This window comes from Yersinia enterocolitica, assembly GCA_002082245.2.
GTDB lineage: Bacteria > Pseudomonadota > Gammaproteobacteria > Enterobacterales > Enterobacteriaceae > Yersinia > Yersinia enterocolitica_E.
Window position 1 is genome coordinate 524,662 of the sequence record NBTC02000002.1, and the last position, 13,042, is coordinate 537,703.

Here is a 13,042-nt window from a genome sequence, read left to right on the forward strand (position 1 = left end):
TTTTGTATCTCTATTCACGGATATTAGTCGTTGAAATACCAATAACCGCTGTTAACCAGCTCTGCTAGCAGTGCCAGGAAGACCGGGTCTTCCAGTGCATCACCAAGTTGTTGAGCATCCACACTGAAATGTTGACACAAAGCATTGGCAGCACTCAAATGTGGCGTATCAATCAGTTCACCGTTAACAAAGCAGCTATCACCAATACGCAGGGCGCGCAGGCCACTAAGGCGCCGTAATGGCTCACCTTGCTGTAGCAAATCATAGATCTCACTGGCCTGATAAGGTGGTTCAGGCGGTGCAACATCCAGTTCATGTCGTGACTGAGAGGTAAACTCACCAAACCAGTTTTGGAAATGCTCAGGTTGTTGGAGTAAATCCAACATCATTGCCTGCAGTTTATCCACCTCGTGTGGCAAAATATCTGCCGGCTGGTCACGCAGTTGCAAATCAGGATCACTGTATCGGTAACTCCCCAATTCACGTGAAAGGATATAGTCGGCAAAACCACTAACTAATTCACGGCCATTTGGCGCGCGGAAACCGACTGAATAATTCAATGCATTTTCAAGTGCATAGCCTTCATGGGGGAAACCCGGTGGAATGTAGAGAATATCGCCCGGCTCCATTTCCTCATCAATGATGGCATCAAAGGGATCGACTTGTAGCAAGTCAGGGTGTGGGCAATGCTGCTTCATTTCAGTTTTTTCACCCACTCGCCAGCGGCGGCGGCCAGTACCCTGAATGATAAAGACATCATATTGATCAAAGTGCGGACCTACACCGCCACCCGGAACTGAGAAAGAGACCATCAAATCATCCATACGCCAATCAGATAACTGACGGAAAGGGCGCATTAATGCAGCAGCAGGTTCATGCCAATGGTCAACAGCTTGCACCAGCAGCGACCAGTTATTTTCACCCAGGTGATCAAAACTCTCAAACGGGCCGTGACTTACTTGCCAACGCCCCTCTTCATGGCTTACCAAGCGGCTGTCGACTTCATTTTCCATGGCTAGCCCGGCGAGTTCATCCGGCGAAAGCGGGTCTATAAAGTTTTTAAAACCGCGTTTAAGGATAACGGGGCGTTTCTGCCAGTAACGTTGCAGAAAATCAGGCCAATCGAGGCAGAGTTGGTAATCCATGTTTATTCCAGAATAGGAGGGAATTTGCTTGTGATTATAACGGAAGCCGGCCTTTAGTATCAGGGGTTGGCAGGCAAATTTTGTTAATCATCGTGATAATCATGTTGCTGGCCAAAAGTTACCATCATTTTGGCTCCACCTAACGGGCTTTCAGTGATGGAAATCTCACCTTGATACTGTTCAATAATTTCGGCGGCCACTGATAGCCCCAGCCCTTGTCCAGGGCGCAAAGTGTCAACTCGCTGGCCGCGCTGGAAAATCAGCAACCGCTTATTTTCAGGAATACCCGGTCCATCATCATCCACCACAATAGTTAGCTGTTTTTCAGAGTGTAGGGCGGTAATTTCAACGAATTCAAGACAATACTTGCAAGCGTTATCCAGTACGTTGCCCATCACTTCCATAAAGTCATTTTTATCACCAAGGAAGGTGACTTCAGGTGAGATATCCAGCGTGAGTACTACCCCTTTACGCTGATAGACTTTATTCAGTGCGCTGCACAAGCTGTCTAACAGCGCCGGTACCGAGTGGATTTCCCGGACCAGTACATTCTGTTCGGAACGCATACTGGCGCGGTGCAGGTAATAGCCAATTTGCTGAGAGATACGGCTTATCTGCTCTAGCATGATAGGTTCGACCTCTTCGATGGTCGTCTGCTTGCCGGTACGTAAAGAACGCAGGGTGGTCTGTAATACCGCCAGTGGGGTCTTAAGGCTGTGGGTGAGATCCGACAAGGTTGTGCGATACTTGGTGTAACGTTGACGCTCATTGGTGAGCAAAATATTGAGGTTTCGAACCAAACTCTGTAATTCACGCGGTGGATTTTCATCCAGTTGTTCGCGTTCACCTTTTTCCAACTGACTGATTTGACTGACCAGTGCTTTAATTGGCCGCAGGCTCCAGTAGGCCGCCAGCCACAGTAAGGGAACCACCAACAGCAAATTAGCCAGTAACACATAGCTAAACCAGTTCCACACCAAGTCAGAACGTTGTAACTCCTGCGGGATGGTATCTACGACCACAATGGTGAGCTGTGGTAAGCGTGAGGTCGCAGGATAAGTATTGACGGAGATTGAGTGCGTTAGGGCGCTGTTATCAGTATCGTCATATTTTTTTAGCTGGTCTTGGGCTTTGGGGTTATCACCCAACATCATGCTACTGATGTGTGTCCCGGTATCCAGTTCGTAGAAGCCGGGTTTTTGTAACCAACTTTTTTCGATATGCGATTCAAGCTCGGGCACATGGCGCTGACGCCACAAAATATTGCCGTCTTTGTCATAAATCAGCACCAACGTTGGGATGTTCAGTTCAAGTTCAGGGGGAACCGAAATACTCAGTTTATTATCATGCCACTGAGCCAAACTGAAAAATAAGTTACTTTCACCGCGATGGGCACTGAAGGTATTTTTATCAAAGCTGACAATGTACCCAACCACGGCAACCATGCCATAAGATAACGACAGCGCTAAAATGACACCTGCTGTCGCCATAAGAAAACGCGCACGAAGAGAGAACGGTTTGCTATTTTTCCTGAACATAGTGTCTAGCTGGCGTCAAAACGGTATCCCTGACCTCGGATGGTCGTAATCACTTCGCCTTCATGTTCTGCCAGTAGCTTTTTACGCAAACGGCCCATTAATACATCGATGGTGTGGCTCTCACGTAGTTCTGCATCAGGATAGAGTTGCAGCATGAGCGTATCTTTGCTGACCACTTTACCGGCATTACGAATAAGGGTTTCGATGATAGTGTATTCAAAGGCCGTCAGTTTAATCTGTTGCTGATTGACACACAACTCTCGGCGCGAGAGGTCAATCTGAAACGGAGGGAATTCAATTACCTGAGATGCTAAACCAATATTGCGGCGCATCAACGCCTGCATCCGTGCGAGGACTTCTTCAAGATGAAAGGGCTTAGTCACGTAATCATCGGCACCCGCTTCCAGCACGGCGACTTTATCTTGCCAGCTTTCCCGTGCTGTGAGCACCAGAATAGGTAAGTTTGTTTGATGACTGCGCCAGCGACGAATAAGACTTAAGCCATCTTCCCCGGGAAGGCCGAGATCAATAATCGCGATATCCGGGGCATGCTCTTGCAAGAAATAGTCTGCTTCTTTAGCATCTTCCGCTGCATCAACCTGATGGCCCATTTCACGCATTTGCACGGTAAGATGGTGACGCAATAAAGCATTATCTTCCACAACCAGAACCCGCATACCACATTCCTCGATAAGACTTAACCGGGCAACTCAATATTACCCGGCAAGTAAATAATTAAAATCAATGACTTAGAAGTTGTAACGTAAACCTGCTTGCATTGCTTGATCACTCACTTTCCAGTTATGGTAGGTGTAACCTACTTCCGCTGCAAGGCTCTGTGTTAAGGCGTAGCTCGTCGTAATTCGCGCTTCATGGAATGCCCGGTGGTCATAATTTGCCAGGCGATAGGCAACATCCATACCGATACTTTGCGTGAGTTTGCTCTTAATACCGATTTCACCGGTAGCGCTATTGTAGGTATTGGTTTTTTTACCGTCTTTGCTGGCATCAAATACCATCGCATGGCGGCTGCCACCCACTAAGCTATAAAAATCGATATTAGGTGAAAAAGCAAAGTGGTACCCCAAGCCGAGCACTGCTTGTGCAAGGCCGCGATCGTTATTGGCAATACTGTTCAGGCGGGCATCAATAAAGAGATCATTATCAAATCCATAGCCACCATTCAGATAAATGCCGCCCATCTCGCGATTACCAGTCTGGCTGTACTTTTTTTGGTCAAACTGTTTATCAAAACGGGCCTTATTGCTGATGGCACCGTATTGCAAGCCACCCGCTACATAAGTGTAATCACCTGCTATTGCGGCTGTACAGGTACCCATCAGGGCGAGAGATAATAAGGTTTGCTTCAACATATAATAATAGCTCCTGCAATTGTAACGTCCTTTTGGCATCGCGGATATTATCGATGATAACGGCTAAACCGTTGCTAAACAGGAGGGGAGAGTACGCAGGAAAATAAGAGAAATCAGGAGGATAATACAGGTGGCATAGGGCTACCACCTGTATTAGGGATTAAAAAATTACTTTAATTCATCGACCATAGTGGCTGCCCGGCCAATATAATTAGCGGGCGTCATTGCTTTCAACCGGGTTTTTTCTTCTTCCGGTAAGGCAAGGCCATCGATAAATGCCTGCATGCCTGCGGCATCTACCCGCTTGCCACGGGTGAGTTCTTTGAGTTTTTCATACGGTTTTTCAATGCCATAACGGCGCATTACGGTTTGGATCGGCTCAGCCAGAACTTCCCAGTTGTGATCAAGCTCATCCAGTAGGTGCGTTTCGTTGACTTCCAACTTGCTAATGCCTTTCATTGTCGCCTGATAGGCTATTAACGCATAGCCCAAACCAACACCTAAATTACGGAGCACTGTGGAGTCAGTCAGGTCGCGCTGCCAGCGGGAAACCGGTAATTTACTGGCCAGATGTCCGAGCACCGCATTGGACATGCCCAAATTGCCTTCGGAGTTTTCGAAATCAATGGGGTTCACTTTATGGGGCATGGTGCTTGAACCGATTTCACCGGCGATAGTTTTTTGTTTGAAATGATTTAGGGCAACGTAACCCCAAATATCACGGTCAAAATCGATCAGGATAGTATTGAAACGGGCAACACAATCAAACAGTTCGGCAATGTAATCATGAGGTTCAATTTGCGTAGTGTATGGGTTCCAGTTGATCCCCAGCGACGTGACAAAACTTTCGCTGAACTGATGCCAGTCCACTTCAGGATAAGCAACGATGTGAGCATTATAGTTACCTACTGCACCGTTGATTTTACCCAGAATTTCCACTTGTGACAGTTGACGGAACTGGCGCTCCATACGGTAAGCAACGTTAGCCAGTTCTTTACCGATGGTTGAAGGTGTGGCTGGCTGACCATGGGTACGGGACAGCAGTGGCAAATCACGGTACTGGTGGGCCAGCGCTTTAATTGAATCAATAATCTGCCGCCACATTGGCAATACCACATCCTGACGGGCGGTTTGCAACATTAAGGCGTGGGATAAGTTATTGATATCTTCTGAAGTACAAGCAAAGTGAATAAATTCTGAGACTGCGTGCAACGCCGGAACACTCGCTACTTTTTCTTTCAGGAAATACTCAACAGCTTTCACATCATGATTAGTCGTGCGCTCAATGGTTTTGATGCGCTGTGCATCTTGTTCGTTGAACTGTTGCACGATCTTGTCAAGGTAAGCGTTTGCGTCGGCATCAAAAGCCGGAACTTCTTTGATCTCTGCGCAGGCGGCCAGTTTTTGCAGCCAACGTACTTCGACCTGCACGCGGAATTTCAGCAAACCGAATTCGCTAAAGATTGGGCGCAGTGCGCTGACTTTGTCGCCGTAGCGACCATCAATAGGTGAAACGGCGGTCAGTGAGGATAATTCCATCGGTGGCAACTCCAATTACTTTGGTATGGTTCAATTATGAGCAAGAATACTCTGTGCCTGTTTAAAAAGACGATTTCGCGAAAACATTAACTGCAAGCGGCTTCCACCGACTTGTTGCCAAAGCACGGCTGAGCGAATACCCGCCAGCAGGGCGGCACGAACTTTTGCCTGCACCAACGTGCTTTGTAAAATAGCGGGTGAACCGGTAACCTGAATGCGTGGGCCGAGAGGGCTGATGACATCAGTATAAATGGATGCCAGTGAACTCATCATTGTTTCTGATTCAAGATCGAAATGTGCCAGTTGGCGATCAAGCTGATTGATTCGGTCACCCAATGTATTCATGGCAGGCTTATTGCCATTGAGCTTGCGTTCTAACACCATTAAGCTGAGGGTATAGCGAGTTAATTCTGCTGCTGGCCCCTGACGATTGGCATTTAAGACCGTTTGTAGCGTCTCCAATCCCATTTTCAGCGATTGCTCATTACCGCCGTACACCGCAAGTGTTGACGGTGGGTCGGTCTGTAGTAGCCCGCCCAAGATGGTGTTCAATGCCTCATTATCGCACTGGCCTTCATGAGCCAGTTGCTGAACCAAGCGAGCGGACTGGCAGATCCCTGCCAGTGCCAGCGTAATGTCATAATAATTCTTCGCCACGGTCACTCCTGTAAACGTTCTGGTTCATTGCTGGGCTGATTTAGTTTGTTACTACGTCAGTCAGTGGATAACGCTCTTCAATGATACCGCCGCCAAGGCAGACTTCACCTTGATAAAATACAGCGGACTGCCCCGGGGTTACTGCGGCAACCGGGCTATCGAATCTGACCTCGATACGCTCATCATCCTGCGGGGTGACGGTGCAGGGAATATCCTGCTGACGGTAGCGTGTTTTCACCACACACTGAAAAGCGGCGGTTATCGGTTGACGGTCAACCCAATGCAACTGTTGGGCTATCAGACCGACTGACATTAACCGTGGATGTTCATGTCCTTGCGCCACAAGCAAGATATTATTGGCGACATCTTTATCTACCACATACCATGGGTCATCACCGCCATCTTTGGTGCCACCGATACCCAGCCCTTTACGTTGCCCCAAGGTGTGATACATCAACCCCTGATGCTCGCCCATATGCTGACCGTCAACAGTCATGATAGGGCCGGGTTGTGCGGGCAGATAACGCCCCAGGAAATCACGGAATTTGCGCTCACCGATAAAGCAGATGCCGGTGGAGTCTTTTTTCTTGGCGGTGACCAGATCAAGTTGCTCGGCGATACGGCGCACTTCAGGTTTTTCCAGTTCGCCGACCGGGAATAGGCTTTGGGCCAGTTGTTCGTGGCTTAATGTATAGAGGAAGTAACTTTGATCTTTATTGCCATCCAGACCACGTAGTAAACGGCTTTTGCCATTGACATCCTGGCGGCGGACATAGTGGCCAGTGGCAATATAGTCAGCCCCTAAGTCTTCGGCGGCAAACTCAAGGAAAGCTTTAAACTTGATCTCTTTATTACACAGAATATCAGGGTTAGGTGTGCGCCCGGCTTTATATTCTTCCAGGAACAATTCGAACACGTTATCCCAATATTCTGCGGCAAAATTGACGGTGTGCAACTCCATGCCCAGTTTGTCGCATACTGCTTGCGCATCGGCCAAATCGGTCGCTGCTGAGCAATACTCTTCGCCATCATCCTCTTCCCAATTCTTCATGAACAAACCGGCAACTTGGTAACCCTGTTGCTGAAGCAGGTAGGCGGAAACGGAAGAGTCGACACCGCCGGACATACCGACGATTACTTTTTTCTGGCTATTATCTGACATGGGAGTCTCACTAACGTAAATACCTAAGCTTCTGATAGAGACCAAGGCGGATAGCACTATCCGAACACTTTATCGCCACGGGCAAGGCATTATAAAAACAAGCGCCGGATTTTATCACGTTGACCGCTCGGCTGCATTCTAGATTCGCGCTCTCGACGAAATTACCTGAGTAAATCAACGCTACTTTTTATAAAGGCCAGTTAAAAGAACCAACCAGATCAAGGGAATAACGTTCGGGTTGTTGGTAACAGCGGATACTCTCGGCCACTAATGGTGAACGTAAATTGGCTGATTGCAGTATTTCATCAGCCAAGAGCCACCGACAGCAATCAATATCACTATCATGAGGATGGGTGGGTAAGGGGGCCAGCAGTTCAATAACGAAAGCGAAGCGCAAAAATGGGGTCTTGTCCGGGGCTATCCATTGATGCATTCGCAGAAAAGATTGCGGTGTGGCGCGAATTCCGGTCTCTTCCCACAACTCTCTCTCTGCGGCTTGCAACAGAGTTTCATTGGCTTCCAAATGTCCAGCCGGTTGATTCCATAGTTTTTTGCCATTAATCGTCTCTTCGACAACTAAGAATTTCCCTTGTGCGTGCACAACACAAGCGACAGTTACATGGGGCTTAAACATAGTTAATCTCCTTCCATTCGCCGGGCTGTAGGTCGGCAAGGCTTAAATTTCCTACACTAAACCGTATCAGACGCAGGGTAGGGAAGCCAATATGGGCCGTCATTCTGCGCACTTGCCGATTACGACCTTCGTAAAGTGTGATCTGTAGCCAGCAGGTAGGACTATTTTTGCGCTCTCTGATCGGGGGCACCCGCGGCCATAGCCACTCAGGTTCATTAACCAACTCAGCCCCTGCGGGTAAGGTAGGGCCATCTTTTAAGGTGACACCACGGCGTAATTGGCCGAGAGCATCATCGCCAGGTATTCCTTCTACTTGTACAAAATAGATTTTACCTGTTTTCTCGCCCGGTTGGGTGAGTTTGGCTTGCAACTTGCCATCATTGGTTAATACCAGTAAACCTTCACTGTCGCGATCGAGTCTGCCTGCGGCATAAACGTCGTTAAAGGGGATAAATTCCTTCAATGTGCTACGGCCAGACTCATCGGTAAATTGTGGCAAGACATCGAAAGGTTTGTTGAATAACAACACTCTCCTTGGGCCGACAGGCTTTACCCGTTTGGCCGGCGTCTTGGTGCTGAATCGGTTAACTTTGTGATTTTTAACAGAGAATTTATTCATGTTTATTGCGATTCCGAATGATTAGCGCATTATACCTCAATCCGTTTCGGATTGGCGTGGAACGAATATTCAAGTAGTATTGACACGAATCTTACAAGGCATTAACAAAATTGCGCTGAAGGAGAAGGTTGATGGAAAGCAAAGTAGTTGTTCCGGCAGAAGGTAAGAAAATTACTGTCGATGCTCAGGGTAAACTGGTTGTTCCGCATAATCCGATCATTCCATTTATTGAAGGTGATGGTATCGGCGTTGATGTGACCCCTGCCATGATCCACGTGGTAGATGCCGCGGTTAAGAAAGCCTATAAAGGTGAGCGTAAAATCTCCTGGATGGAAATCTACACCGGTGAGAAGTCAACGCATGTTTATGGCAAAGATGTTTGGCTGCCAGAAGAAACATTGGATCTGATTCGTGAGTACCGCGTGGCGATTAAAGGCCCATTGACTACCCCGGTCGGTGGCGGTATTCGTTCGTTGAACGTTGCTTTGCGCCAACAACTTGATCTGTATGTGTGCCTGCGTCCGGTGCGTTATTACGAAGGGACCCCAAGCCCGGTAAAACACCCTGAATTGACCAACATGGTGATTTTCCGCGAAAACGCGGAAGATATCTATGCTGGAATCGAATGGAAAGCCGGTTCACCAGAAGCTGAAAAAGTGATTAAGTTCCTGCGTGAAGAGATGGGTGTGAAGAAAATCCGTTTCCCTGAACAATGCGGTATTGGTATCAAACCTTGCTCAGAAGAAGGGACTAAGCGCTTGGTTCGTGCGGCAATTGAGTATGCAATTACCAACGATCGTGAATCAGTAACTCTGGTTCATAAAGGCAACATTATGAAATTCACCGAAGGTGCCTTTAAAGACTGGGGTTACCAGTTAGCACGTGAGGAATTTGGTGGTGAGCTGATCGATGGCGGTCCTTGGGTTAAAATCAAGAACCCCAATAATGGCAAAGAGATCATTATCAAAGATGTGATTGCTGATGCCTTCCTGCAACAAATTCTGCTGCGTCCTGCTGAATATGATGTTATCGCCTGTATGAACCTGAATGGTGATTACATCTCTGACGCCTTGGCTGCTCAGGTTGGCGGTATCGGTATTGCTCCGGGTGCCAACATTGGTGATGATTGTGCTTTGTTTGAGGCCACTCACGGCACTGCACCAAAATATGCTGGTCAGGATAAAGTGAACCCAGGCTCAATCATTCTGTCCGCAGAAATGATGCTACGTCATATGGGTTGGTTCGAAGCGGCTGACTTGATTATCAAAGGCACCGAAGGCGCAATTCAGGCCAAGACCGTGACTTATGATTTCGAACGCCTGATGGATGGCGCTAAACTGCGCAAATGTAGCGAGTTTGGTCAAGATATCATCGACAACATGTAAATTGTTGAGCAGAACAAAGCCTCGCGGGAGTTTAAGCTACCGTGAGGCTTTTTTTATCCCAAGAAGGGACGAAGTTGATTGCTTAAATATCTACTAGTACAGATTTATCTCTTATTTGTTATTAAATTGTTATTCACCTCTCAAACTGTTCTTGCGGTAGGAATATATGAAGAAAATATTTGACTGATTATGGTAACTCTTTATCCTTTACCGCAAGTTATTTGGCATATAGCTGCTGGCGAATTGTACTGAGCTTATTTAGCTCGCAGTTTTCAAGATATTATAAAAATCTTATTCTTTATTTTCTCTCTTAAAACAGAGGTTTACATTGTGACAAAGGATGTGGAAATTGTTAAAGCACGGCATCCGTTAGATAAGCAGCATATCAAACTGACTTATGTAACTCATTTTTACTGTAATCAGGGAAATATGGATTCTGTTGAATCTTTGTTGAAGGAATATGAAACTTACCCTGATGATATTAAAGATGCAGTGGAGTTTGTCATCGTCGATGATTGCTCGCCATTAGAGTATGACGTAAAGGATTATGATTTGAATTTCACGTGGTTAAGAATAACCACTGATATTCAGTGGAATCAGGCCGGCTCTCGGAATCTGGGGGTGACATACGCGAAGTCAGATAAGATTATCATTACTGATTTAGATTGCTTGCTACCGGCAGACACCCTGCGTTATTTGGTGAATGCCCGTAACCCTGGCCGTTCCCTATATCGTATCTACCGCACAGATGAAAAAACAGGTAAAGCCTATCGTGGCCATCCTAACCTGTTCTTCATGTCCAGAGCACGGTTCTTTAGGTTGTATGGGTATGATGAAGAGTTCGCTGGCCATTATGGCTCGGAGGATTATCGGTTTGTGAAGTTCCATAAAGATCATGGTAGCACACCACGTTATCTGCCTAAGCAGTACCGATGCATTGAGCGTAATGTAGATAGGAAGAAAAGCTACCATTCTCTGGATCGTGATTTGACTCACAACGCCCCGATTGATGACCGGAAGAAGAGTGAAATTGCACGGTTTGGTGCAGAATATGGCCATAGCCGGATATTTCTTAACTTTAACTGGGAAATTAAAAAAGTGCATTCACGTGTGCCGACGGTGCCTGAACGCAAGCTTTGGTGGCGACCATTATGGTGGTTCCGTTACTTGTTTAGATCACTGGCAGCATAACGGCACTCGCCACAAAATATTGCCATAGCTAGTGGTTATCTGATGGTTGGTTATGGCGTAAATTGGGGCTGCTATCCTTTGCGAAAAGGTATCTGATAGCCTCAACTGATTATCAATTCGAAGTGAGTGACTTATGATTTCTCCGGTTTCTACTTCTTTGCCCGGCTCAGCGCCAGTGCATCGATATGTTGGCATGTTTTCCTGTGCTACGGCATTCCTGTTAGGTATTGGTCTACCCACTTCTAATTTCATAATGAATTTGTCGATGGTGTTAGCTGTCATCTGTTTGCTGCTGAACCGCGATACTCGCTATGTGAAAACGTTGGCAAAGAATCCGTTGATTTGGTTGCCTGCCATTATGTTCATGCTGCTGGCACTGTCGTTGCTCTGGCAGCATAACCTATACGGCAAAGTGATGGTCAGCAAGTACTCCAAATTACTGTATATCTTACCGTTAGCGATGTTCTTTGTGCTGTCACGTTCATTGGCTGGCTATTTTGCCAAAGGTTTTTTACTGGCAAATGCCGTTATCCTGGCAGCCAGCCTGTGGGTTGGCCTTCTCCATCTGCCGTTGGGGCATATCGATCCACTGAATCCCTCTGTGTTTAAACTGCAAATTACGCATAATTTCTTTATGGCACTGGCCGCCGTTATCTGGCTTGCTCTGGCTTTTAGAAGCCAAGGATGGAAGCGTTGGGGTTATGGTCTGTTGATGTGTTTGGCTATCTATAACATTGTGTTTATGGTGCAAGGCCGCACCGGCTATGTTGCATTGGCCGCGGCATTTGGCCTGTGGGGGTTACTGTCACTGTCAATCCGCCAGCGCTTGGCGATGGTCGTTTGCGCATTTATCGTCGCGGCCATTGTACTTATGGTGCCTAACCGGGCGGTAGATCGGTTGCAGCAGGGCGTGACTGAGGTTAAAACCTGTCTGGCCGTCTCGAATGGTGATGCTAATGTTTCCTGTGATAGCTCGATGGGGCTACGTACCGCATTTATGCTCGCCTCAGTGAAGTTGATTGAGGATGCGCCGATATTGGGTCATGGGGCTGGGGGTTTTTGGTATTCTTTCTCGCAAAGTGCGTATAGCATCAATCCACATAATGAATATCTGATGCAGACAGTTCAGTCGGGATTGGTCGGGTTAGCCTTATTCCTGGGATGGATGTGGTGTTATTTCCGCTCCGCATGGCGTTTATCTGCTCAGGTTAGAAATGTGCTGATTGCATTACTTGGTGCCTATTTGGCTTGCCACTTGTTTAATTCCTTCTTACTCGACTCTTCAGAAGGGCATCTGTTTATTATTCTTACGGCGATAGTTGCCAGTTATTCAGTTCTGCCGCCGAAAGAGCAAAATGAAATCAGTAGTCAATAAAGTTGGCTGTGAAATAAATAAGACAGGTGCCCGATGTGGCACCTGTTATTTATCTGTTTATTCCGGTGTTGCCGTGGCTGAAGTGATGCCTAAACTGTTGTATCCCTCTTTAAAACCAAATACCTCTAAAAACTCATAAACTATTGAATACATATGGTATGGTGAGAAAAACAACCAGGTAAAAAGTGATAATAAAACCATAATGGCAACTAGCAAGAATTTATCCAGCAGCACTTTTCCTCCTTGTATTTTTTGGCTTCATAAACCTTGCCGAATTGATCTTTTAGGTCGAATACGCAAAGTACAATAACGATAACGTAAAACCATATAAAAATCATGGACAGAGTGAGCGAAAATGACTTTTTAGTCACTAGATCACCCAATTATTATTTCCTTCACCTTTGCCTTAGCACAGGCCTGTACA

General features: G+C 46.8%; 12 protein-coding genes. 3 read left to right on the forward strand and 9 right to left on the reverse strand.

Annotated elements, in window-relative coordinates; translation table 11 throughout:
* Nucleotides 1-23 precede the first annotated feature (23 nt).
* The 9 genes from A6J66_003675 to A6J66_003715 form a co-directional block, all read right to left on the reverse strand.
* The gene (locus A6J66_003675; protein PNM23373.1) at nucleotides 24-1,145 is read right to left on the reverse strand and encodes a cupin domain-containing protein; all 1,122 of its coding nucleotides are present in this window, start codon (nucleotides 1,143-1,145) and stop codon (nucleotides 24-26) included.
* 83 nt (nucleotides 1,146-1,228) lie between these two features.
* Nucleotides 1,229-2,683, reverse strand: coding sequence for a two-component system sensor histidine kinase PhoQ (locus A6J66_003680; GenBank protein PNM23374.1), 1,455 nt, complete (start codon nucleotides 2,681-2,683; stop codon nucleotides 1,229-1,231).
* 5 nt (nucleotides 2,684-2,688) lie between these two features.
* Nucleotides 2,689-3,360: a two-component system response regulator PhoP gene (locus A6J66_003685; GenBank protein PNM23375.1), complete on the reverse strand. Its 672-nt coding sequence runs from the start codon at nucleotides 3,358-3,360 to the stop codon at nucleotides 2,689-2,691.
* A 72-nt stretch (nucleotides 3,361-3,432) separates the two neighbouring features.
* Complete coding sequence (locus A6J66_003690; GenBank protein ID PNM23376.1) at nucleotides 3,433-4,056, reverse strand: hypothetical protein; 624 nt, start codon at nucleotides 4,054-4,056, stop codon at nucleotides 3,433-3,435.
* 168 nt (nucleotides 4,057-4,224) lie between these two features.
* On the reverse strand, nucleotides 4,225-5,595 hold the full coding sequence (locus A6J66_003695) for an adenylosuccinate lyase (GenBank protein PNM23377.1): 1,371 nt from the start codon (nucleotides 5,593-5,595) through the stop codon (nucleotides 4,225-4,227).
* 30 nt (nucleotides 5,596-5,625) lie between these two features.
* Nucleotides 5,626-6,252, reverse strand: coding sequence for a lysogenization regulator HflD (locus A6J66_003700; GenBank protein ID PNM23378.1), 627 nt, complete (start codon nucleotides 6,250-6,252; stop codon nucleotides 5,626-5,628).
* Between the two features lie 40 nt (nucleotides 6,253-6,292).
* Nucleotides 6,293-7,414, reverse strand: a complete 1,122-nt coding sequence (gene mnmA / locus A6J66_003705) for a tRNA 2-thiouridine(34) synthase MnmA (protein ID PNM23379.1) — start codon at nucleotides 7,412-7,414, stop codon at nucleotides 6,293-6,295.
* 187 nt (nucleotides 7,415-7,601) lie between these two features.
* A complete protein-coding gene (locus A6J66_003710; GenBank protein ID PNM23380.1) occupies nucleotides 7,602-8,048 on the reverse strand; it encodes an NUDIX hydrolase in 447 nt (148 codons plus the stop codon).
* Nucleotides 8,041-8,667: a 23S rRNA pseudouridine(2457) synthase RluE gene (locus A6J66_003715; protein PNM23381.1), complete on the reverse strand. Its 627-nt coding sequence runs from the start codon at nucleotides 8,665-8,667 to the stop codon at nucleotides 8,041-8,043. The genes A6J66_003710 and A6J66_003715 overlap by 8 nt, the downstream gene beginning before the upstream one ends.
* 131 nt (nucleotides 8,668-8,798) lie before the next feature.
* On the opposite strand from A6J66_003715, the gene A6J66_003720 reads away from it, so the two are divergent.
* The 3 genes from A6J66_003720 to A6J66_003730 all read left to right on the forward strand — a co-directional run bounded on the left by A6J66_003720 (nucleotide 8,799) and on the right by A6J66_003730 (nucleotide 12,618).
* Complete coding sequence (locus tag A6J66_003720) at nucleotides 8,799-10,052, forward strand: NADP-dependent isocitrate dehydrogenase (protein PNM23382.1); 1,254 nt, start codon at nucleotides 8,799-8,801, stop codon at nucleotides 10,050-10,052.
* 330 nt (nucleotides 10,053-10,382) lie between these two features.
* A complete protein-coding gene (locus A6J66_003725) occupies nucleotides 10,383-11,243 on the forward strand; it encodes a glycosyltransferase family 2 protein (GenBank protein ID PNM23383.1) in 861 nt (286 codons plus the stop codon).
* 157 nt (nucleotides 11,244-11,400) lie between these two features.
* Nucleotides 11,401-12,618, forward strand: a complete 1,218-nt coding sequence (locus A6J66_003730) for an O-antigen ligase family protein (GenBank protein ID PNM26884.1) — start codon at nucleotides 11,401-11,403, stop codon at nucleotides 12,616-12,618.
* Nucleotides 12,619-13,042: the final 424 nt, after the last annotated feature.